General features: G+C 70.9%; 18 protein-coding genes, 1 pseudogene and 1 riboswitch. Of the genes and pseudogenes, 11 read left to right on the top strand and 8 right to left on the bottom strand.

Going from position 1 to position 22,082, the window contains the following annotated elements:
- Positions 1–435: TerD family protein (locus BLT97_RS32895; protein ID WP_093616887.1), on the bottom strand; the 435-nt coding region annotated here is incomplete at its 3' end.
- Positions 436–644: 209 nt separating this feature from the next.
- On the opposite strand from BLT97_RS32895, the pseudogene BLT97_RS32890 reads away from it, so the two are divergent.
- The 3 genes and pseudogenes from BLT97_RS32890 to BLT97_RS32880 form a co-directional block, all read left to right on the top strand.
- A pseudogene (locus BLT97_RS32890) lies at positions 645–1,571 on the top strand (ROK family protein); the annotation flags it as partial.
- A 128-nt stretch (positions 1,572–1,699) separates the two neighbouring features.
- Positions 1,700–2,860, top strand: a complete 1,161-nt coding sequence (gene nagA, locus BLT97_RS32885) for an N-acetylglucosamine-6-phosphate deacetylase (RefSeq protein ID WP_093616883.1) — start codon at positions 1,700–1,702, stop codon at positions 2,858–2,860.
- 157 nt (positions 2,861–3,017) lie between these two features.
- Complete coding sequence (locus tag BLT97_RS32880; protein WP_093616915.1) at positions 3,018–3,938, top strand: 1-phosphofructokinase family hexose kinase; 921 nt, start codon at positions 3,018–3,020, stop codon at positions 3,936–3,938.
- A 25-nt stretch (positions 3,939–3,963) separates the two neighbouring features.
- Here the strand turns inward: BLT97_RS32880 and BLT97_RS32875 are convergent, their stop codons facing one another.
- Both BLT97_RS32875 and cdgB read right to left on the bottom strand, forming a co-directional pair.
- On the bottom strand, positions 3,964–4,956 hold the full coding sequence (locus BLT97_RS32875) for a carbohydrate-binding protein (RefSeq protein WP_093616881.1): 993 nt from the start codon (positions 4,954–4,956) through the stop codon (positions 3,964–3,966).
- A gap of 140 nt (positions 4,957–5,096) precedes the next feature.
- Complete coding sequence (gene cdgB / locus BLT97_RS32870; protein ID WP_093616879.1) at positions 5,097–6,842, bottom strand: diguanylate cyclase CdgB; 1,746 nt, start codon at positions 6,840–6,842, stop codon at positions 5,097–5,099.
- A 420-nt stretch (positions 6,843–7,262) separates the two neighbouring features.
- Here cdgB and BLT97_RS32865 point away from each other — a divergent pair, with 420 nt between their 5' ends.
- Entirely contained in the window at positions 7,263–7,745 is a 483-nt protein-coding gene (locus BLT97_RS32865; protein WP_425442801.1) for a flavin reductase family protein, read from the top strand.
- A gap of 42 nt (positions 7,746–7,787) precedes the next feature.
- Here BLT97_RS32865 and arfB read toward each other — a convergent pair whose 3' ends face one another.
- Complete coding sequence (arfB, locus tag BLT97_RS32860) at positions 7,788–8,225, bottom strand: alternative ribosome rescue aminoacyl-tRNA hydrolase ArfB (protein ID WP_093616875.1); 438 nt, start codon at positions 8,223–8,225, stop codon at positions 7,788–7,790.
- A gap of 172 nt (positions 8,226–8,397) precedes the next feature.
- On the opposite strand from arfB, the gene BLT97_RS32855 reads away from it, so the two are divergent.
- Positions 8,398–9,663, top strand: a complete 1,266-nt coding sequence (locus BLT97_RS32855) for an ABC transporter substrate-binding protein (protein WP_245769678.1) — start codon at positions 8,398–8,400, stop codon at positions 9,661–9,663.
- 86 nt (positions 9,664–9,749) lie between these two features.
- On the opposite strand, the gene BLT97_RS32850 is transcribed toward BLT97_RS32855, so the two are convergent.
- Positions 9,750–9,995 carry a DUF3263 domain-containing protein gene (locus tag BLT97_RS32850; protein ID WP_093616870.1) on the bottom strand — a complete coding sequence of 82 codons (246 nt, stop codon included), beginning with the start codon at positions 9,993–9,995 and terminating at the stop codon, positions 9,750–9,752.
- A 234-nt stretch (positions 9,996–10,229) separates the two neighbouring features.
- On the opposite strand from BLT97_RS32850, the gene otsB reads away from it, so the two are divergent.
- On the top strand, positions 10,230–11,159 hold the full coding sequence (otsB, locus tag BLT97_RS32845) for a trehalose-phosphatase (protein ID WP_093616868.1): 930 nt from the start codon (positions 10,230–10,232) through the stop codon (positions 11,157–11,159).
- Positions 11,160–11,232: 73 nt separating this feature from the next.
- Here otsB and BLT97_RS32840 read toward each other — a convergent pair whose 3' ends face one another.
- From BLT97_RS32840 to BLT97_RS32830, 3 genes are all read right to left on the bottom strand, one after another.
- A complete protein-coding gene (locus tag BLT97_RS32840) occupies positions 11,233–12,711 on the bottom strand; it encodes an alpha,alpha-trehalose-phosphate synthase (UDP-forming) (protein ID WP_093616866.1) in 1,479 nt (492 codons plus the stop codon).
- 114 nt (positions 12,712–12,825) lie between these two features.
- Complete coding sequence (locus tag BLT97_RS32835; RefSeq protein ID WP_245769677.1) at positions 12,826–14,883, bottom strand: DUF7927 domain-containing protein; 2,058 nt, start codon at positions 14,881–14,883, stop codon at positions 12,826–12,828.
- Positions 14,884–14,960: 77 nt separating this feature from the next.
- Complete coding sequence (locus BLT97_RS32830) at positions 14,961–15,932, bottom strand: glucosyl-3-phosphoglycerate synthase (RefSeq protein WP_093616862.1); 972 nt, start codon at positions 15,930–15,932, stop codon at positions 14,961–14,963.
- 148 nt (positions 15,933–16,080) lie between these two features.
- A riboswitch (SAM riboswitch) is annotated at positions 16,081–16,226 on the top strand.
- 18 nt (positions 16,227–16,244) lie between these two features.
- Between BLT97_RS32830 and thrC the strand changes: the two genes are divergently transcribed.
- The 5 genes from thrC to BLT97_RS32805 all read left to right on the top strand — a co-directional run bounded on the left by thrC (position 16,245) and on the right by BLT97_RS32805 (position 21,931).
- Positions 16,245–17,531 carry a threonine synthase gene (gene thrC / locus BLT97_RS32825; RefSeq protein ID WP_093616860.1) on the top strand — a complete coding sequence of 429 codons (1,287 nt, stop codon included), beginning with the start codon at positions 16,245–16,247 and terminating at the stop codon, positions 17,529–17,531.
- 35 nt (positions 17,532–17,566) lie between these two features.
- A complete protein-coding gene (locus tag BLT97_RS32820; RefSeq protein WP_018847107.1) occupies positions 17,567–17,842 on the top strand; it encodes a MoaD/ThiS family protein in 276 nt (91 codons plus the stop codon).
- Between the two features lie 472 nt (positions 17,843–18,314).
- Positions 18,315–18,518, top strand: coding sequence for a cold-shock protein (locus tag BLT97_RS32815; RefSeq protein WP_004986573.1), 204 nt, complete (start codon positions 18,315–18,317; stop codon positions 18,516–18,518).
- A gap of 405 nt (positions 18,519–18,923) precedes the next feature.
- Positions 18,924–20,546 carry a chaperonin GroEL gene (groL, locus tag BLT97_RS32810; protein WP_093616858.1) on the top strand — a complete coding sequence of 541 codons (1,623 nt, stop codon included), beginning with the start codon at positions 18,924–18,926 and terminating at the stop codon, positions 20,544–20,546.
- A gap of 125 nt (positions 20,547–20,671) precedes the next feature.
- Positions 20,672–21,931: an SLC13 family permease gene (locus tag BLT97_RS32805; RefSeq protein ID WP_176953973.1), complete on the top strand. Its 1,260-nt coding sequence runs from the start codon at positions 20,672–20,674 to the stop codon at positions 21,929–21,931.
- Positions 21,932–22,082 lie beyond the last annotated feature (151 nt).

Genomic DNA, 22,082 nt, shown 5'->3' with positions numbered 1-22,082 from the left:
GAGGTCATAGCGCGCGATCTCGGTGCCGCCGGCCTGGTTGATGATGCGGATGTAGGCGTTGCGCACCTGGCCGAAGTTCTGCGAGCGGGACTCCGCGTCGTAGATCGACACCGGGAAGACGATCTTGTCGACCTCGGCCGGCAGACCGGCCAGGTTGACGTTGATCGCCTCGTCGTCGCCGGCGCCCTCGCCCGTGCGGTTGTCACCGGTGTGGACGATGGTCTGGTCCGGCGTCGCCTTGTTGTTGAAGAAGACGAAGTGGCCGTCCGAGAAGACCTTGCCGTCAGCCTTGACCGCGATCGCCGAGGCGTCCAGGTCGAAGTCCGTACCGGTGGTGGTGCGGACGTCCCAGCCGAGGCCCACGGTGACAGCGGTCAGGCCCGGTGCCTCCTTGGTCAGCGAGACATTGCCGCCCTTGGACAGGCTTACAGCCATGGAGGTCCCTTTCCCCTAAATGTGTGTGCGGGTGCTGCGAGTGGTCCCGAAGCTACCCTCATCCCCTCCAACGCATCCGTCCCGGTCCTGGTTCCAGTCCGCGGCACCGGTTTCCCATCCTTTTGACGGTGTCCGTCCCGCTCCGGCCCGTGAACGAGCAGGCCGAAGTGGACTAGACCTTTCGCAGGGGTACGCGCCACACTGTCCCCGTGAGACATGTCATCGCCCTGGACGTGGGCGGCACCGGAATGAAGGCCGCCCTGGTCGGGGCGGACGGCACCCTGCTGCACGAGGCCCGCCGCCGCACCGGACGCGAGCGCGGCGCCGACGCGGTGATCGAGTCGATCCTCGGCTTCGCGGCCGAGCTGCGCGCCCACGGCGAGCAGCACTTCGGCCGGCCCGCCGAGGCAGCAGGCGTGGCGATCCCCGGGATCATCGACTCCGAGCGCGGCATCGCCCTGTTCGCCGCGAACCTCGGCTGGAAGGACGTCCCGCTCAGGGACCTCCTCCAGGACCGGCTCGGCATCCCCGTCGCGCTCGGCCACGACGTGCGCACCGGCGGCCTCGCGGAGGGGCGCATCGGGGCGGGCAAGGGCGCCGACCGCTTCCTGTTCCTGCCGCTGGGCACCGGCATCGCGGGCGCCATCGGCATCGACGGGCGCATCGAGGCGGGCGCGCACTTCGGCGCGGGCGAGATCGGCCACATCGTCGTACGCCCGGACGGACCCCCCTGCGGCTGCGGTCAGCGCGGCTGCCTGGAGCGCCTGGCCAGCGCCTCCGCCGTGACGAAGGCCTGGGCCGAGGCGAGCGGCGACCCCGACGCGGACGCCGCCGACTGCGCGAAGGCCGTGGAATCCGGGGACCCGAAGGCGGCCGAGGTCTGGCAGCACGCCGTCGACGCGCTCGCCGACGGCCTGGTCACCGCCGTCACCCTGCTCGACCCCCGCACGCTGATCATCGGTGGCGGACTGGCCGAAGCCGGGGAAACCTTGTTCACACCGCTGCGTGCGGCCGTCGAGCGGCGGATCACGTTCCAGACGCTGCCGTCGATCGTCCCGGCGGCCCTCGGCGACACCGCGGGCTGCCTGGGCGCGGGCCTGCTCGCCTGGGACCTGCTGGACGCCGACATCGATGCCGGTGCCGACGCCAGTGCCGCGACCGCAGCCGGAGCCGGCGTCCGTCCCGGCGGCGGAGAGTCCGCCGCCCCCGTACCCCACCAGCCCACCGCCCCCCACGACGACCCCACCCCGGAGGTAACCACCTGATGGCCGCACGCAAGGTACTCACCGGCGCCCGGGTGGTGCTGCCCACCGGAACCGTCACTGACGGCCGCGTCATCGTCGACGAGCGGGGCCGGATCGCCGGCGCCGCCGAGCCGGACGCCCCGGCCGTCGACCTGTCCGGGCACTGGGTGGTCCCCGGTTTCGTGGACATCCACAACCACGGCGGCGGCGGCGCGTCCTTCACGTCCGGCACCGTGGACGACGTGCTCAAGGGCGTGCGGACGCACCGCGAGCACGGCACGACCACGCTCGTGGCCTCCACCGTCACCGGCGACATGGACTTCCTCGCCCAGCGCGCCGGACTGCTCTCCGAGCTGGCCGAGCAGGGCGAGATCGCGGGCATCCACTTCGAGGGCCCGTTCATCTCCCCGTGCCGCAAGGGCGCCCATGACGAAACGCTCCTGCGCGACCCCGACCCGGCGGACGTGCGCAAGCTGATGGACGCGGCGCGCGGCCAGGCCAGGATGTTCACGCTCGCCACCGAGCTCCCCGGCGGCGTGGACTCCGTACGCCTCCTCGCCGAGCACGGCGTGATCGCGGCGATCGGCCACACCGACGCCACGTACGAGCAGACGAAGGAGGCCATCGACGCGGGCGCCACCGTGGCCACGCACCTCTACAACGCGATGCCCGCCATCGGCCACCGCCTGCCCGGGCCGATCGTGGCGCTCCTGGAGGACGAGCGGGTCACCGTCGAGCTCATCAACGACGGCACGCACCTGCACCCCGCGTCCCTGGAGCTCGCCTTCCACCGCGCGGGCGCCGGCCGCGTCGCCTTCATCACCGACGCGATGGACGCGGCGGGCTTCGGCGACGGGGAGTACATGCTCGGCCCGCTCGCCGTCGAGGTGAAGGACTCGGTCGCACGCCTGGTCACCGAGGACGGCTCCGAGGGCTCGATCGCCGGCTCGACGCTCACCCTCGACCGCGCCTTCAAGCGCGCGGTCACTGTCGACGGCTTCCCCATCGAGGACGTCGTACGGGCCATCTCGGCCAACCCGGCCAAGCTGATCGGCGCCTACGACGAGGTGGGCTCCCTGGAGCCCGGCAAGTGGGCCGACCTGGTGGTGCTCGACGGCGGCTACTCGGTCGTCGGCGTGATGCGCCGGGGCGAATGGGTGGTGGATCCTCAACTGGGGTGATTTGACCCCCGGTTGGACGCCGGCAGTCGAGGAGGCGGTGGGCCCGAGGTCTGGGCTCACCGCCTCCTCTTTGGCATGATCAGGCCCGGCATACGCACGAACACGCGCAGACGGACCCACGCACGCGCACGATCACGCACCTCCGGGGGTGGCACCCGTGATACTCACGGTCACGCTGAACACGGCCCTGGACCTCACGTACCGCGTGGAGCGCCTCGTCCCGCACTCCTCGCACCGGGTCACCACCGTCGCCGAACGCCCCGGCGGCAAGGGCCTCAACGTGGCCCGCGTGCTCACCGCGCTCGGCCACGAGGTGACCGTCACGGGCTTCGTGGGGGGCGCGACCGGCGAGGCCGTGCGCGAAGGGCTCAGCGGCGTCCGCGACGCCCTCTTCGGGGTCTCGGGGGCCACCCGCCGCACCGTCGCCGTGGTCGACTCGGCCTCCGGCGACACGACCCAGCTCAACGAACCGGGACCGCTGATCGCCCCGCCCGAGTGGTCCGCGTTCCTGGCCTCGTACGAGCAACTCCTCGGCTCCGCCTCGGCGGTGGCGCTCTGCGGCAGCCTGCCGCCCGGTGTGCCGGTGGGCGCGTACGCCCATCTCGTGCGCGTCGCACGCGCCGCGGGCGTCCCCGTGCTGCTCGACACCAGCGGCGAACCGCTGCGCCGCGGCATCGCCGCGCGCCCCGACATCGTCAAGCCCAACGCCGACGAACTGGCCGAACTCACCGGCTCCTGGGACCCGTTGCCCGCCGCTCGCGCGGCCCGCCGCCGCGGCGCGCACGCCGTGGTCGCCTCGCTGGGCCCCGAGGGCCTGCTCGCGGCCACCCCCGAGGGCAGCTGGCAGGCCGCACCGCCCGAGCGCGTGGCGGGCAATCCGACGGGGGCGGGGGACTCGGCCGTGGCCGCGCTGCTGTCCGGCCTGGTGACGGGCGAGCCCTGGCCGCGACGCCTCGCGTCGGCGGTGGCGCTTTCCGCGGCGACCGTACTCGCCCCGGCGGCGGGGGAGTTCGACGCGTCGGCGTACGCGTCCTTCGTGGACAAGGTGACGGTGCACCGGCACGCGGACGCGGCCTGAGCCGGCGTCCGCCCGCCGCGGGGCGTCAGCCGCCCGTGCCCTCCACGAGCCACATCTGGTCGATGTAGGAGTTGCACTTGTCGCTCTGCTCGCACGAGAGCGTGATGGTGTTGGTACCGGGCTTGAGGTCGACCACCGCGAACGTGGTGGTCCAGCCCTTCTCCCACTCGCCGGGCTTGGCGTTCGCCCAGTTCTTCATGTTGAGCGGCCGGGTCTGCCGGTCGCCGTTCACCGTCAGGGTGCCGGTGGTGTCCTCGCCGGGAACGGCGTAGGTGACCCGCAGGCTGTACGAGCCGGCCTTCTCGAAGCCGTCGATCTGCCAGGTCAGCGAGGCGCCCACCTGGTTGAAGCCCGCCACGTAGGTGCCGGCCTTCGCGCCCTTGACGTCGGAGGCCGTGGTCGCGGGCGGCGTCAGCTTGAGGACCTTCGCGTCGGTCTTCGGCAGGTCGACGGGCTCGTCCTTCTTGTCCTCGGAGGGCTCGGAGGGCTTGACGCTCTCGCCCGTCGTGGCTCCGCCGCCGGTGCCCTGGGCCTGCGGTTCCTTCTCGCCGTCGTCACCGCCGAGGATCGCGACACCGATGCCGACCACCACGGCCGCGACCACGGCGATGGCGCCGATGAGCAGGCCCTTGGTGTTCGGACCGCGGCCGCGCCCGCCGCCGCCGTGCCCGCCGTGGCCCCCGTGCCCGTTCCCCGCGCCGCCGTAGGACTGCTGCGGGGGGATCTGCCGGGTGGCGTCGCCCTGGAAGGTCTCGGGCGCCGAGTAGTGGGCCTGGTCGTAGCCCTGCGGCTGGCCGTGACCCTGCTGCCCGTAGCCCTGCGGGGGCTGCTGGGTCTGCTGGCCGTACTGCCGCTCGCCGACCGTGCGGACCTGGTTGTACGAGGCGCGGCCCGGGTAGCCGTAGCCACCGCCGCCGGGCGGCGGGGTGGCGCCCGCTGCCTGACCGTCGGCGTAGAGATAGCCGAACGGGTCCTCTTCCTCGGGCGTGCGCGCGCCGTTGTCGCCAGGCGTGGTCATTCCCGGGTCACTCCTCAGGCAGGTCGGTCGACCGGGCAGGTGGTCGATCGGGCGGAACACAGGTACGTATCCGGCCGAGCGTACCCGCTTCGGGTGACCCCCTTTGGGCCAGTTGCCGAGGAAAGACCGCTGACCTGGAGTTATCCGGCACGCCTGTGCTGTTTGGCACGCGACCTTTTCTCGATGTACATCCGCTGGTCCGCCGATTGCAGGACCTCGTCCGCGGACATGCCGCAGTGCGCCCAGCCGATGCCGAAGCTCGCGCCCACCCGCACCGCGCGGCCGTCCACGCGGATCGGAGGGATGATCGCGTTGCGCAGCCGCACCGCCAGGTCCGCCGCGTCCGCGCGGCCGAGCCCGTCGGCGAGCACCACGAACTCGTCTCCGCCGAGCCGCGCGACCGTGTCCCCGTCGCGCACCCCGCTGGTCAGCCGCCGCGCCACCTCGATCAGGACGGCGTCGCCCGTGTGGTGCCCGAAGCGGTCGTTGATCGACTTGAAACCGTCGAGGTCGCAGAAGAGCACCGCGAGCCCCTTGGTCCCGTCGTCGTGCTCGCCCTGCGGGGCGACCACGTGGACGTGGTGGTCGTAGGTGCCGTAGCCCGATGCGAGCGATGCGGAGTCGGCGGCCGCACGCGCGAAGTCGAAGCCATGGCCGTTGGAGTCGTACGGCGAGGGGTCGTAGGGGGAGGCGTTGGCGTCGTAGGCCGGCACCCCGTCGTACAGCCCCGCCCCCTCGTACGGGGGCCCGGCCCCGTAGGCCGCGTCGAGCGACTCGACGGCGCCCTGCGGGGCGGACTGCGGACGTCCGCACAACCGCGAGCCGAGGCGCGAGCGCAGCTCGGCGCTGTTGGGCAGCCCGGTCAGGGCGTCGTGCGAGGCGCGGTGCGCGAGGTGCAGCTCGCGGCGCTTGCGCTCCTCGATGTCCTCGACGTGCGTGAGCAGAAAGCGGGGGCCGTCGGTGGCGTCGGCCACCACGGAGTTGCGCAGCGAGACCCAGAGGTACGTGCCGTCGCGGCGGCCGAGCCGGAGCTCGGCCCGCCCGCCCTCGGCGGAGGTGCGCAGCAGGGTGCCGATGTCCTCGGGGTGGACCAGGTCGGAGAAGGAGTAGCGGCGCATCGCGGCGGCCGGGCGGCCGAGCAGCCGGCACAGGGCGTCGTTGGTGCGCAGTATTCGGCCGTGCTGGTCCCCGCCCATCTCGGCGATGGCCATGCCGCTCGGCGCGTACTCGAAGGCCTGCCGGAAGGACTCCTCGCTGGCCCGCAGCGCCTGCTGCTCCCGTTCGAGTCTGACCAGTGCCCGCTGCATGTTTGCTCGAAGTCGTGCGTTGCTGATTGCAATCGCGGCCTGGAATGCGTACATCTGCAGCGCTTCCTGGCCCCACGGGCCCGGCTTGCGTCCGTTGCGCGGCCGGTCGACCGAGATGACGCCGATCAGCTCGCCGCTGGAGGACCCCGTCGCGTACATCGGCGCGTAGAGCCGGTCGCTGGGGTGCCACTCGTCCTCGAAGCGGGGCTCGGGACCGTCCGTGTGCCACTGCGGCACGTCGTCGTCGACGAGCACCCAGCCCTCGGTGTGCGGGATGAAGCGCAGCGAGCCCCAGGCCTCGCCCATGGCGAGCCGGCGCTCCCAGGAGGCGCGGGAACCCACGCGTCCGGTGATGAGGGCCTCGGCGGCCGGATTGCCCGCGAAAGCGGCGACGACCAGGTCGCCGTCGGCCCGTACGAGGTTCACGCACCCCAGCTCGTAGCCGAGCCCGCTCACCACGCCGTCCGCGACGGCCTGGAGGGTGTCGGCCAGGCTGCGGGCCGTGTTCAGCTCGGCGACCACCTGATGCAGCTGCCGCAGGGTCGCAAGACGGACGTAGGGCTCCGACTCGGTCTCCATGCTCGCTCTCCCCGAGACCTCGACAGCAACTCCAGGATTAGCAGCTTCCCCAGCTTCTCGATGTTCTCCGACGTGCCCCCGACCGGACGGTGATCCCATCATGGCCGCCTGCCTCAGCCACTGAATCACAGCGAGCTGCCCACTCGGTACACAGGGTCAACAAAATATGGACCCTGTGACTCAAGTCACAGCAGGTACTGAAGGGTTGAGGGGGTGCCAGGCCCGCTCCGCATCTGTTTCCTGAACGCAAATCTCGGACCGGGGACCTAGTCCCGATGCCCGATGTGCGGACGTGTGCCGCGGGATTACGTTCGAGCCGTGTCGCAAGCAGTGAAGTCCCCCGCGCCCACGCCCCCTGCCGCGGTGCCCGCGCCCGCCGTGCATCCTGTGGGGGTGAGCAACGACGAGTTCCGTGCCGCCATGTCGCGCCTTGCCGCCGGAGTGGTCCTGGTGACCGCCCAGGAGGAGCCGCTCGGCGAGGGCGGCCCGGCCGGCGAGGACGTCGGCATGACGGCCACGGCCTTCCTGTCCGTGTCCCTCGATCCGCCGCTCGTGCTCGTCTCGCTGCGGGAGGGCTCCCGCATGGACGACCTGCTCGCCGAACAGCCCCGCTGGGCCGTCTCGGTGCTCGCCGAGTCCCAGCGCCACATCGCGGGCCGGTTCGCGATGAAGGGCCGGATCAGCGACCGCCTCCTCTTCGAGGACATCCCTTACGTACGGGGGGAGTTGTCGGGCGCGCCGCTGGTCGGCGGGGCCCTCGCGACGCTGGAGTGCGAGACGGAGTCGCGGGTCCAGGCCGGCGATCACACGCTCGTGGTGGGCCGGGTGCTCTCGGCCTCACTGCCGAGCGCGGACGGTGGGCCGCTGATGTATTTCCGGGGGAAGTACCGGCAGTTGGGCTGACGCCGCCTGCGGCCGTCGCGTCTTTTCGAGCCGACCGTACGCTCAGCTCCAGTCGCGCCCCGACCGGCCCCTCTTCGTCTCCGAACGCGCCTTCTTCTCGCGCAGCCGCCGCTCGTTGATCCCGCGCGGGATGCGGGTGGGTCGCCGCGGGCGCGGCGGCGGGGCGGTGGCCTCGGCGAGGAGGGCGGCCATCCGCGTGGCGGCCATCTCGCGGTTGCGCCACTGCGAGCGGTGCTCCGAGGCGCGTACGGAGAGCACGCCGTCCACGAGCCGCGAGGCGAGGCGCTCGAGCGCCCGCTCCTTCCAGACCTCGGGCAGCGCCTTGGTGTTGGCCACGTCGAAGCGCAGCTCCACCTGTGAGTCCGAGGTGTTGACGTGCTGTCCGCCGGGTCCCGAGGACCGCGAGAAACGCCACATGAGCTCGGCCTCCGGAAGGGAGACGGAGCCGCGGATGACGTAGGGACCAGGCATGCGTCCCATTGTGGCCGCGCCCGTACGGATACGTCATGTCCATTTCCCGCGCGCACCCTTGGCCAACGGATGCGACAACGGTGACGCTCTGTTGCACAAGTGATATCTGAGTGGTGTAGACCTGGTGAAGGACAGGACGTCACGGGGGACCGACTGGATCACGACGAGGGTGGGAACAGCTGTGCAGCGGCGCACAAACGTACTGATCGCGGCAGGCGCCGCACTGGGCCTCACGATGACGCTGGCGAGCTGCGGCGCCACGGGCAGCGGTGGGGTGACCCTCAAACTGGTCGCTGCCGACTACGGGGCCTCCGCGGACGACAGTTCCGAGAAGTACTGGGCCGAGGTCGTCGAGAAGTTCGAGGCGAAGAACCCCGACATCAATGTCGAGGTGACCGTCCTGTCCTGGAGCGACGTCGACGCCGAGGTCGCGAAGATGGTCAAGGCGGGCGAAGCGCCCGACATGGCGCAGATCGGCGCGTACTCGGACTACGCCGCGCAGGACAAGCTCTACCCCGCGGACGAGCTGCTCTCCATCCCGACCCAGGGCGACTTCCTGTCCTCGCTGACCTCGGCCGGTGAGGTCAACCGGATCCAGTACGGCATGCCGTTCGCCTCGTCGACGCGCCTGATGTTCTACAACAAGGACCTCTTCAAGGCCGCCGGCATCAGCAAGCCGCCGGCGTCCTGGGACGAACTCGCCGCCGACGCCGCCCTGTTGAAGGAGGACGGCGTCAAGTACCCCTTCGCGCTGCCCCTCGGCAAGGAGGAGGCGCAGGCCGAGACCATGCTGTGGCTGCTCGCGGGCGGCGACGGCTACACCGACCAGGTCGGCTCGTACACGCTCGACTCCGAGACGAACATCAAGACGTTCAACTGGCTCAAGGACAACCTTGTCGACAAGGGCCTGGTGGGTCCGGTCGCGCCGGCCGAGCTCAACCGCCAGGCGGCCTTCGACGCCTTCTCCAAGGGAGAGGTCGGCATGCTCAACGGGCACCCGACGCTCATCGCCCAGGCGAAGAAGAAGGGCATCGACTTCGGCATGGTCCCGCTGCCGGGCCGCGGCGGCGCCGCGAAGTCCACGATGGGCGTGGCCGACTGGATGATGGCCTTCAAGCAGAACGGCCACCGCGACCAGATCGGCGCGTTCCTCGACTTCGTGTACAGCAAGGAGAATGTGCTCGCGTTCTCCGACCGATACAACATCCTGCCCGTCACCAACTCGGCGCTGGACGCGATGACCGCGGACGGCAAGTACAAGCAGCTCGAGCCGTTCATGGAGGCGCTGCCCTCGTCCCAGCTGCCGCCCGTCGGCAACACGTCCTGGGCCCAGGTGAGCGCCGACATCAAGAAGCAGATCGGCAAGGCGGTCGCACCGGGCGGCAACCCGGCCGCGGTCCTGACCGACATCCAGAACAAGGCGCGGGCTGCGGAGGACGCGGAGTAGGTCTGCGGCTGCGGAGTAGATCCGCGTCTGCGGCTCGAGGGCGCCACTGCCTCGGGACACGCCTCTTCAGGGCGCCGCCGCCCGGCTCACCGTCGGGCGCGGCGCTCTTCGCGTATCCGGCGCAGGCGGTTGACCGTGACGGGGTCGTGGGCGAGGGCGCGGTCGTCGTCGAGCAGCGCATTGAGCAGCTGGTGGTAGCGCGTGGGCGCCATCCCCAGCTCCTCGCGCACCGCACGCTCCTTGGCGCCGGGCGAAGGCCAGTTCCGCCGCTCCAGCGCGAGCACGGCCCGTTCGCGTGCCCCGAGCTCTGCCGGCTCCCGCTGATCGGTCATGCCTGTGCTTCCTGCCCTTTGCTGACGGGGCCGGCCGAACACCGACCAGTACCCAGACCCCTCCCTCCCGGGGGCCGAGCCCTTTCAAGGCTATCGGCCACCACTGACAATCCCGCCCGGCCACCACCGGCAACCCCGCCCCGGCCACCGCGACCATCCCGCCCCAGCCGCCCCCTCCCGCCGATGACGGGATCGGCATGGGCCAGATGCGCCCCGCCTGGATAGGGTCGCCGTATGGGCAGCCATCCGCATCGCACGCCTGACCACACGCCTGACCACGCGCCTGACCGCACACCGGGCCGCACGCCTGACCGCACACCGGGCCGCACCCCCGACCTGCCGACGCCGTCCACCCCGGCCGGGCGCGACGGCCTCGCCGCGCTCGTCGAGCACCCCGGGCGGGCCGTGATCGCCCTGGACTTCGACGGGACGCTCGCGGAGATCGTCCCGGACCCCGAGCAGGCCCGCGCCCACCCGGAAGCCGTGCCCGCGCTCGCCGCCCTCGCGCCCCGGGTGGCCTCCGTCGCGGTCGTCACCGGCCGGCCCGCGGGTGTCGCCGTCCGCTACGGCGGCTTCGCGGGGGTGCCGGGCCTGGAGCACCTGGTCGTGCTCGGCCACTACGGCGCCGAGCGCTGGGACGCGGTCTCCGGCACGGTGCACGCCCCCGAGCCGCACCCCGGAGTGGCCGCCGTACGGGCCGAACTCCCTGGATTCCTCGACTCGTTGGGCGTGTGGCGCGGCACGTGGATCGAGGAGAAGGGCCGCGCGGTCGCCGTCCACACCCGCCGCGCCGCCGACCCGGCCGCGGCCTTCGAGGCCCTGCGCGAGCCGCTCGACCGGCTCGCCGCCCGCCACGGCCTGATCGTCGAACCGGGCCGCCTCGTCCTGGAGCTGCGCCCGCCCGGCATGGACAAGGGCGTGGCGCTCGCCTCGTACGTCCGCGAGGCCGGTGCGACCACCGTCCTCTACGCCGGCGACGACCTGGGCGACCTGCCCGCGTTCTCGGCCGTGGAGAAGCTCCGTTCGGAGGGCCTCAACGGCCTGCTGGTGTGCAGCGGCAGCACGGAGGTGGCGGAACTCGCGGACCGCGCCGACCTGGTGGTGGACGGCCCGTCCGGCGTGGTCGCCCTGCTGCGCTCGCTGGCCGCGGCAACCGGCGCCTGACCCGCGGGGCGGGCGCGCCGCACCGCCGCCTGTCCCGCGGATCGGGCACGCCGCCCCGCCGCCGCCCCGGCTGTCAGCTCCGAAGCGCCGCCACCTGGTCCAGGAACCACTGCGCGGGCGGCAGCGCCGTCCCCGCCGCGGCCAGGCGCTTGGTGCGCTCGGCCCGCTCCTCCGCCGGCATCGTCAGCGCGGTCAGGAGCGCGGCCGAAGTGCCCACCACGTCATACGGGTTGACGACCAGCGCGTCCTCGCCCAGTTCGGCGCACGCCCCCGCCTCGCGCGAGAGGACCAGGACGCAGCCCTCGTCCGAGACGACCGGCACCTCCTTCGCGACGAGGTTCATGCCGTCGCGGATCGGGTTCACCAGCGCCACGTCCGCGAGCCGGTACGCCGCGAGCGAGCGCGCGAAGTCGTCCTTGACATGCAGGATCACCGGAGTCCAACCGGCCGTCCCGTACGCCGAGTTGATCTCCTCGGCGACCAGCGAGACCTCCGCCGTGTAGTCCCGGTAGACCGCGAGGTCCTGCCGCGAGGGGTAGGCGAAGGCGACGTGCACGACCCGTCCGTGCCACTCGGGGTGCTCCTCGAGCAGCAGCCGGTACGCGTGCAGCCCCCGCACGATGTTCTTCGACAGCTCGGTGCGGTCCACCCGCATGATCACCTTGCGGGCCTCGCCCCCGGGCTCCGTTCCGATCTGCTCGCGCAGGTCCGCGAGCCGCTCCTCGACGTCCGCCTCCTGCGAGCGCGCCCGCAGGAAGTCGCCGTCCGCGCCGAGCCCGTGCACACCGAGCAGGGTGCGGTGGAAGCGGCCGTCGGGGGTGCGGAAGCCGACGCTGGGCGTCGCCTCCTCGGGTCCGTACGTCATCACCTCGTACGACCCGAGCACCGCGGCGCAGCACCCCTGGAAGGCCTGCAGCCAGCGCGTGGTCAGGAAGCCGAGGCGGTCGGCGCCGAGCATGCCGAGCAGCAGCTCCTCGGCGATGTCGTCCGGCAGCATCCGGAAGTACTCGGCCGGCGCCCACGGCGTGTGCGAGAAGTGGCCGATCCGCAGGTCGGGACGGAGGGCCCGGAGCATGCCGGGCACGAGCGCCAGGTGGTAGTCCTGCACGACGACCACCGCGCCACGGGCCGCCTCCTCGGCGAGCGCCTCCGCGAAGGCCCGGTTGTACGTGCGGTACGCCTCCCACTGGCGCCGGAACTCCGGTCCGAAGGAGGGCTCCAGCGGGGTCTGGTACAGCAGGTGGTGCACGAACCACAGGACCGAGTTGGCGATCCCGTTGTACGCGTCGGCGTGCACGTCCGCGTCGATGTCGAGCATCCGCACGCCGGGCTCGCCCACCCCGCGCCGCACCGCCTCGCGGTCGCCCTCGCCCACCGCCGAGCACACCCACAGCGTGGCGCCTTCGCCTCCCGCGTCCCCGATCGCCGACAGGCCGGACACGAGACCGCCACCGCCGCGCTTCGCGTCGAGCGTCCCGTCCTCCCGTACGGCATAGGAAACGGGGCCGCGATTGGACGCGACGAGGACCTGCGCACCGTGCTCGGAGACCATGACGCGAACCTAGCCCGTGCCGTAAACGCTCAAACGTACGGATGCCTCACATGACGGAAGGCCGGACTCCCCGAGGGGAGCCCGGCCTACCGGTGGAGACCCGCGGTTCAGCGATCAGTCACGGCGGGAACGGGACGCCGCCAGAGCCAGCGCGCCCAGACCGCACATCACGATCGCGAGCCCGCCGAACAGCATCGTGTTCGAGGTGCCGCCCGTCTCGGCGAGCTCCGGCGAGGACGCGGAGTCCGGCGGGGCCGGACGGGCCTGCGTCCGCTTGCTGACGATCACGGAGACACAGGGGTCCGTGCCGCCCGCACGCGTCTTCGCCGGGGTGCAGGTGGTCTTCGGCACGTCGCCGGTCACCGGGATCACCACGACGCCGCCCGGGGTGCAGGAGGACGTGACCGTCTGCTTGATGACGACCTTGCCCTTGGCGGGCACGTCGCCCGTCCACACCCAGTTCTTGCCGCTCCGGGTCACGGTGCCGCTGCTCGCCTTCGGCGTGCCGCCCTTCACCACCGGCCAGTGGATCTTCGCGCCCTTGCGTGCCGTGGTGGTCGCGTTGGTGAGCGTGATCGTGTTGGTGGTGTCGGTGCACGGCGGCACGACGGGCGTGACCGGCTTGGTGACGATGCCGATCGGCACGACCGGCGCCGGCTCTTCCTCGATCACCGGGGTGGTCCCGCAGGCCGGGTCGGTGGAGCCGGCCTCGCAGTTGGAGCGCGGGGACTCGACGTCGATGTTGTTGCGCATCTTGCCGTCGCCGGTGCGCGGGTCGTTGACGGTGACGGAGTACGTGACGGTCACCGTCTCGCCGGCCGGGATGTCACCGACGAAGGAGATCTTCGGTTCGTCGTAGCTCACGTTGCCCGACGGCTCGGCCTTCGCGTCGTTGTTGTACGTCGCGTCGTCGAGGTTGTCGGTCAGGTCGTCGGTGAACTTCGCGCCCGGGTACGGCAGCCGGCTGATGTTCTTCGCCGTCACCGTGTAGGTCAGCTTGTCGCCGGGCTGGATGTTCTTCGGCGAGGCGGTCTTGGTGATCTCGACGTCCGGCACGGGCACGGAGAAGGCGAGTGCCGAGGGCACGTAGGTGTCGTTACGGGTCCGGAAGGTCAGGTTCGCCGTGGTGGCGCCCTGCGGGATGGTCGCCGCGGGGATCTCGACCGTCTTCGCGTCGATGCTGAAGTTGTTGTCGTCGCAGGGCTGGTCGCAGCCCATCGCGTGGCTGTCGAAGAAGTTGTTGGTGACGCCTTCCTCGTTGGGGATGTTGGTCCCGTTCACCAGGAAGGTGTCCCGCAGGACGTTCCGGTCGCCCTCGAAGGCCGTGACACCGGCGCGCAGCGGGCCGTCGCCGGAGCGGTAGAAGCCGTCCACCTTGATCGTGGTGTCCGGGTCGCTGGAGCGCTGCACCACGTGGCCGCCGTAGAGGTACACGTGCTTGCGGTCCGGTGCGTGCGTCGGCTCGGGGGCGTCGTACTTGTAGACGACGTACAGCGACCAGCCGCCGACGCAGCCCTTGCCGGTCGGCGCCCAGACGTCACCGACGGCGACGGGGACCTCGGAGCCGGTCGGCACGCCGGCGAACTGGCGCGTGACGTCGGCCTCGGCGGTGTAGTAGTGCGGGCCGCCCGTGGTGGAGGGCGTGGCCACCGCGTTCTGCACGGTCACCCGGGTCTCGGCGCCGCTGCCCACCTTGAGCACCGGCTGCTTGGTGAGCGGGTCGCCGGCCGGCTTGGTGGCCGGGCCAGCGGTGTCGCAGTAGTCGATCAGCTGGGTGCCGAACCGCCGGTACGTACCGGTGTTGCCGCCCCAGTACATGCGCGCGTAGGCGACCTCGGCGCCCGGCGGGATCTCGACCTTGCCGGTGCTGGAGTTGATCACAGTGGCGCTCAGGCCCGCGGTGTCCGTGTACTCCATCGTGAACTGGTTGTTGTTCATGTTGTTCGCGCCCGACTGCGCGTCACGGCAGTTCGCGGCCTCGTCCGGCGGCGCGCTCGGGCAGTCGAGCACGGCGTTGCCGAGCTCGATGAAGTCCCCGTACAGGGCCTCGTCGTAGCGCTTGGCGAACGGCTCGACGACCACGGCGGCGGCCGGGGCGAGACCGATCAGCGAAGTGGCGGCGGTGGCGGTGGCGACCAGGGCACCCAGCGTCCGGCGCCGGGCCCTTCCCATTGCTTGTCTAACCCACATAAATGGGAAATTTAGGCAATATCCATGATCGGCTCCGGTTCCGCCACGCAAGCGCGGGCCTACGCCACCCGTCGTGCCCTGTACTCCGCCACCGAGGCCATCGGCGGCCGCTCCTCGGTGTCCACGTCGTGCGTCCGCGGCTCGAACCCGTCCGCGCCCCGCTCGAACTGCGTGAGCCGTGGCCGCACGAGATGGCCGCGGGCCAGCCGCAGCTGCGCGGTCCGGTAGATGGCCGCCGCCATCCGGCCGAGCGCCTTGCCGTCCTGGTGGCGGTGCTTGCGCACGCCGACGTCGACCTGCGCGAGGGCGTCGAGGCCGACGGTGTGCAGCGCATCGACGAGCAGGCCGAGCTCCACGCCGTATCCGACGGGGAAGGGGAGCCGTTCGAGCAGCGAGCGGCGGGCCGCGTACTCGCCGCCCAACGGCTGGACGAATCCCGCCAGTTGGGGCCAGTGCAGGTTGAGCAGCGGGCGGGCGACCAGCTCGGTGACGCGTCCGCCCTGGTCGTTGCGGGCGCCCCCGCCCGTCCCGGCCTCGTCCCCGAGCGGCCGGTCGTACATCGCCTTCACGAACTGCACGTCCGGCTCGGTGAGCAGCGGGCCCACGATGCCGCTCACGAAGTCCGGCGAGAACTCGCGCAGATCCGCGTCCACGAAGCACACGATCTCGCCGCTCGTCACGAGCAGCGAGCGCCACAGCACCTCGCCCTTGCCGGGCACGGCGGGGATCCGCGGGAGTATCGCGTCGCGGTGCACCACGCGGGCGCCGGCCGCCGCGGCCACTTCGGCCGTACGGTCGCCCGAACCGGAGTCGATCACCACGAGCTCGTCCACGAGCGGGCAGGCGGGGCTCATCAGCTCGCGCCGGATCACGGCCACGATCTGCCCGACCGTGGCCTCCTCGTCGAGGGCGGGCAGCACGACACTGACCGTCGTGCCCTGCCGCGCCTTCTCGGCGAGCAGGACGTCGAGCGGCCGGTCCTTCGCCGACCAGGAGCGCTCCCGAAGCCAGCGCTCCACCTCTTCGAGCACGTCTGCCCACTCCTCATGTGATCCATCTCGCCGTTCGGACGACTATCTCAACGGCCGGGGCCTTCGGTTACAGTCTTGAACAACGCGCATGACGGCCGCATGTCGGGGGTCATCGCGTCACAAACACCTGGAGGACACCAGGTCATACCGCTCATCCAGAGGGGCAGAGGGATACGGCCCGTTGAAGCCCCGGCAACCCTCCAGCCAGTTCTCGCACCGCGCGACGCGAGGTCCATGGCTAGGGAAGGTGCCAAATCCGTCTCATGGCGAAGTGCGTCATGAGGAAGATGAGGAGAAAGGGCCTCGCCTGCCATGGCTGTACAGACTGTTGAAACCGCCACCACCTCTGTGGATCTCGGTCCCGCCACCGCGCTGAGCTGCCGCGAGTGCGGCCACCGCGTCCCGCTCGGCCCGGTCTTCGCCTGCGAGGAGTGTTTCGGCCCGCTCGAGATCGCGTACGACTTCTCCGCCTACGAGACCGAAGAGCTGCGCCGCCGCATCGAGGCGGGCCCCGCCAACGTCTGGCGCTACGCCCCGCTGCTTCCCGTCCCGGCCGACGTCGCCGAGAAGCCGAACCTCAACCCCGGCTGGACCAAGCTCGTCAAGGCCGACAACCTCGCCCGTGAACTCGGCGTCGACCAGGGCAAGTTGTTCATCAAGGACGACTCCGGCAACCCCACGCACTCCTTCAAGGACCGCGTCGTCGCCCAGGCCATCGAGGCCGCCCGCGCCTTCGGCTTCACCACCCTCTCCTGCTCCTCGACGGGCAACCTCGCGGGCGCCGTCGGCGCCGCCGCGGCCCGCGCCGGCTTCCGATCCTGCGTGTTCATCCCGCACGACCTGGAGCAGGGCAAGGTCGTCATGGCCGCGGTCTACGGCGGCGAGCTCGTGGCCATCGAGGGCAACTACGACGACGTGAACCGCTTCTGCTCCGAGCTCATCGGCGACCCGCTGGGCGAGGGCTGGGGCTTCGTGAACGTGAACCTGCGCCCGTACTACGCCGAGGGCTCCAAGACCCTCGCGTACGAGATCTGCGAGCAGCTCGGCTGGCAGCTGCCCGACCAGCTGGTGATCCCGATCGCCTCCGGCTCGCAGCTCACGAAGATCGACAAGGGTCTTCAGGAGCTGATCAAGCTCGGTCTCGTCGAGGACAAGCCGTACAAGATCTTCGGCGCCCAGGCCGAGGGCTGCTCCCCGGTCTCCACGGCCTTCAAGGGCGGCCACGACGTCGTACGCCCGCAGAAGCCGGACACCATCGCCAAGTCGCTCGCGATCGGCAACCCGGCCGACGGCCCCTACGTGCTCGACATCGCGCGCCGCACCGGCGGTGCGGTGGAGGATGTGAACGACGAGCAGGTCGTGGACGCGATCAAGCTGCTCGCGCAGACCGAGGGCATCTTCGCCGAGACGGCGGGCGGTGTGACGGTGGGCGTGACGCGCAAGCTCATCAAGGAAGGCGTCCTCGACCCGTCGAAGACCACCGTGGTGCTCAACACCGGCGACGGCCTGAAGACCCTCGACGCGGTCGCCGGCACCGGCGCGACCGCGACCATCCGCCCGAACCTGGACGCGTTCCGCGCCGCCGGTCTGGCCGGCTGATCTCCTCGTATCCCTCCCGAAAGGCCTGAAGTCCCATGAGCGTGAACGTCCGCATCCCCACCATCCTGCGCACCTACACCGGCGGCCAGGCGGAGGTCCCGGCCGAGGGTGCGACCCTCGCCGAGGTCATCGCCGACCTGGAGAAGAACCACACCGGGATCGCCGCCCGCGTCCTGGACGACCAGGGCAAGCTGCGCCGCTTCGTGAACGTGTACGTGAACGACGACGACGTGCGCTTCGAGCAGGGCCTGGAGACGGCCACCCCGGACGGGGCCGGCGTCTCGATCATCCCGGCCGTCGCCGGAGGCTGAGCTTTCCGCTTCACGCCGCGTTCCGCTTCCCGCGTTCCGCGATTGCCCTCTCCGCTTCCCGTGCGAGCTTCCGTACGGGAAGCGGAGGGGGCAATTCTGCATGGTTGAGCGCGGTACAGTTGGGAATGCTGTTTCGCCTTTCGAGGCAGGCGCGCAGAGAGTGTGCCGGGGTCATATGAGAACTCGCGTGCACACCGCCAAGAACTCGCAACGACGCTCGCGCCATTTGCACGATTCGAGCCCTTTGTCCGGCCCGACTTGCCCTGAACTCCAGCGAATTCTCCGTAAATTCCCGATCGGTCGTGCCCAGAATTCTCGTCCGATTGACCTGTTGCAGACGGCAGTTGGACAGATACATTCAGCGGCGGTCGACGCGTTCCGGCGCGCACACCCCCACCTGTCGGGGGGTGAGTTCTGACCCGGATCCGCGAAGTGTGGATCTGTGCAAGGGCCAGTAATAGGGGAGTTAGGCATGGCTCAGGGCACCGTCAAGTGGTTCAACGCGGAGAAGGGCTACGGCTTCATCGCGGTCGACGGTGGTGCGGATGTATTCGTCCACTACAGCGCGATTCAGATGGACGGCTACCGCACCCTTGAAGAGGGCCAGCGGGTCGAGTTCGAGATCTCGCAGGGTCAGAAGGGGCCGCAGGCGGACATGGTCCGCGTGACTGCCTGATCGCGCCGGAGCAGTCTGCAACGACGTGATGGAGGGTCCGCATCCCGCAAGGGGTGCGGACCCTTCTCTTTGTGCCCCACCCAGCTGTGGGCAGTCGTGCCGCAGGGCGATGGGGGTCCCCCCTGCTCGAACGAAGTTGAGAGCTTGGGGGAGGGTGGGCACAGCGGCACCCGGCCGGAGGCCTCCGCGCAGTCGGCCGAAACCAGAGACTCGCTTGCACTCGATAGGGGCGAGTGCTAATCATTGGCGTTAGCACTCTCCCAGTGAGAGTGACAGAAACTTGGATCGGACCGATGAGGTCCACGGGCCGGGTGGGGCAAGGAACCGCCAGGACCGGGGGCCGTCCGTCGCGGGCATCGCGCTCGATCCGGAGCAATCCACCCCTGTCCGGGAGGACCACTTCACATGGCCAAGATCATCGCGTTCGACGAGGAGGCACGGCGCGGTCTCGAGCGCGGGATGAACCAGCTCGCCGACGCCGTCAAGGTCACCCTTGGCCCCAAGGGCCGCAACGTCGTCCTCGAGAAGAAGTGGGGCGCCCCCACGATCACCAACGATGGTGTCTCCATCGCCAAGGAGATCGAGCTCGAGGACCCGTACGAGAAGATCGGCGCCGAGCTGGTCAAGGAAGTCGCCAAGAAGACGGACGACGTCGCCGGCGACGGTACGACCACCGCCACCGTTCTCGCCCAGGCGCTCGTCCGCGAGGGTCTGCGCAACGTGGCCGCGGGTGCCAACCCGATGGCCCTCAAGCGCGGCATCGAGAAGGCCGTCGAGGCCGTCTCCGGTGCGCTGCTCGACCAGGCCAAGGAGGTCGAGACCAAGGAGCAGATCGCTTCGACCGCCTCCATCTCCGCCGCCGACACCCAGATCGGCGAGCTCATCGCCGAGGCCATGGACAAGGTTGGCAAGGAAGGCGTCATCACGGTCGAGGAGGCCCAGACCTTCGGTCTGGAGCTGGAGCTCACCGAGGGCATGCGCTTCGACAAGGGCTACATCTCGGCGTACTTCGCGACCGACATGGAGCGCATGGAGGCCGTCCTCGAGGACCCGTACATCCTCATCGCCAACTCCAAGATCGGCTCGGTCAAGGACCTGCTGCCGCTCCTGGAGAAGGTCATGCAGTCCGGCAAGCCGCTGCTGATCATCGCCGAGGACGTCGAGGGCGAGGCCCTGTCCACCCTGGTCGTCAACAAGATCAAGGGCACCTTCCGCTCCGTGGCCGTCAAGGCCCCGGGCTTCGGCGACCGCCGCAAGGCGATGCTGAACGACATCGCCATCCTCACGGGCGGCGAGGTCATCTCCGAGGAGGTCGGTCTCAAGCTCGAGAACGCGACCGTGGACCTGCTCGGCCGCGCCCGCAAGGTCGTCATCACCAAGGACGAGACCACGATCGTCGACGGCGCCGGTGACAGCGAGGCCGTCAACGGCCGCGTGAACCAGATCCGCGCCGAGATCGAGCAGTCGGACTCCGACTACGACCGCGAGAAGCTCCAGGAGCGCCTCGCGAAGCTCGCCGGCGGCGTGGCGGTCATCAAGGCCGGTGCCGCGACCGAGGTCGAGCTCAAGGAGCGCAAGCACCGCATCGAGGACGCCGTGCGCAACGCCAAGGCGGCCGTCGAGGAGGGCATCGTCGCCGGTGGTGGCGTGGCCCTGCTCCAGGCCTCCTCGGTCTTCGAGAAGCTCGAGCTCGACGGCGACGAGGCCACCGGCGCCAACGCCGTGAAGCTCGCGCTCGAGGCCCCGCTCAAGCAGATCGCCGTCAACGGTGGTCTCGAGGGTGGCGTCGTCGTGGAGAAGGTGCGCAACCTGCCCGTCGGCCACGGCCTCAACGCCGCGACCGGTGAGTACGTCGACATGATCGCCCAGGGCATCATCGACCCGGCGAAGGTCACGCGTTCCGCGCTGCAGAACGCCGCGTCCATCGCCGCGCTCTTCCTCACCACCGAGGCCGTCATCGCCGACAAGCCGGAGAAGGCCGCTGCCGGCGCTCCGGGCGGCATGCCGGGCGGTGACATGGACTTCTGATCCTCGCGGATCGGGTCCATACGAGCCGTACCTGCTGTACGCCGAGGGCGGCACTCCCTTCTGGGGGTGCCGCCCTCGGGCGTTCTGCGGTGGGCCCGCGGCGGGAGCCGGCCGCCGCAGGGGTGATGATCAGATACGTGCTGATCGAGTTCCTGGCCGTGGCAGCCCTCGGCATGACCCTCGTGTGTGCCGTCGTGCGGCCTTTCGGGCGGGCCGAGGCGTGGTTCGCCGTGCCTGCCGCGGGGGTGGTGATCCTTGCCGGTGCGCTGCCGCTCGCGGAGGTGGAGGAGGAGGCCGCCCGGCTCGGGCCGGTGATCGGGTTCCTCGCCGCGGTCCTGGTCCTCGCGCAGCTCTGCGCGGACGAAGGGCTCTTCCACGCCTGCGGGACCTGGATGGCCCGCTGGGCCCGGCGGCGTCCGCGCCGGCTGCTCGGCGCGGTGTTCACGCTGGCCTCGCTGATCACCGCGGCGCTCAGCCTGGACGCCACCGTCGTGCTGCTGACCCCTGTCGTGTTCGCCACGGCCGCCAGGATGGGCGCGCGCCCCGCGCCCCACGTCTACGCGAGCGCCCATCTCTCCAACACGGCCTCGCTGCTGCTCCCCGTATCGAATCTGACGAACCTGCTCGCGTTCACCGCAGCCGGTCTCAGCTTCACGCGCTTCGCGCTCCTCATGCTGCTGCCGTGGCTGGTGGCCATCGCCGTCGAGTACGTGGTGTTCCGCCGCTACTTCGCCGCCGATCTCGACGCGCCCGCCGAGCCGGTGGCTGCCGAGGAGCCGCCCGAGCTGCCGCTGTTCGCCCTGGTCACCGTGTGCCTGACGCTTGCCGGGTTCGCCGTCGCGTCCGCGGTCGGCATCGATCCCGCGTGGGCGGCCGCGGCAGGTGCGGCGGTGCTGGCCGTACGGGCCCTGAGCAGGCGCCACACCACACCCGCAGCGCTCGTCCGCGCCACCCACTGGCCGTTCCTGCTCTTCGTCCTCTGCCTCGGCATCATCGTGCGGGCCGTCGTCGACCACGGGCTCGGCGACGCCCTCGCCCGCGTCCTGCCCGACGGCAGCTCGCTGCCCGCACTGCTCGGCACGGCCGCGCTCGCCGCGCTCCTCGCGAACCTGATCAACAACCTGCCCGCGGTTCTCGCCCTGCTCCCGCTCGCCGCGCCCTCCGGCCCCGGCGCGGTGCTCGCCGTCCTGATCGGCGTGAACATCGGGCCGAACCTCACGTACACGGGCTCGCTGGCCACGCTCCTGTGGCGGCGGATCGCGCTCCAGCACGGCCACGACGTACGGCTGCGGGAGTTCACCGTGCTCGGTCTGCTCACCACACCGCTCGCGCTGGCCGGGGCAACGGTGGCGTTGTGGGTGGGATTGCGCGGGTGGGGGTACTGAGCCGGCCGCCGGCTCATCGGGACCGGGTAGCCGGGATCACAGGCGCAGGTGCGGTGGCAGTGGAATGCGGTGCCGGGGTGTGCCCGTTGCAGAGGAGACGGCCGGTGCATACTTACCGGTCGGTACGTGTGTACGAACCCTGCCGCCCGTT

Source organism: Streptomyces indicus (assembly GCF_900100315.1).
Lineage (GTDB): Bacteria > Actinomycetota > Actinomycetes > Streptomycetales > Streptomycetaceae > Streptomyces > Streptomyces indicus.
Note: the sequence above shows the minus strand (reverse complement) of the source record. Positions and strands in the feature narration are given on the sequence as shown.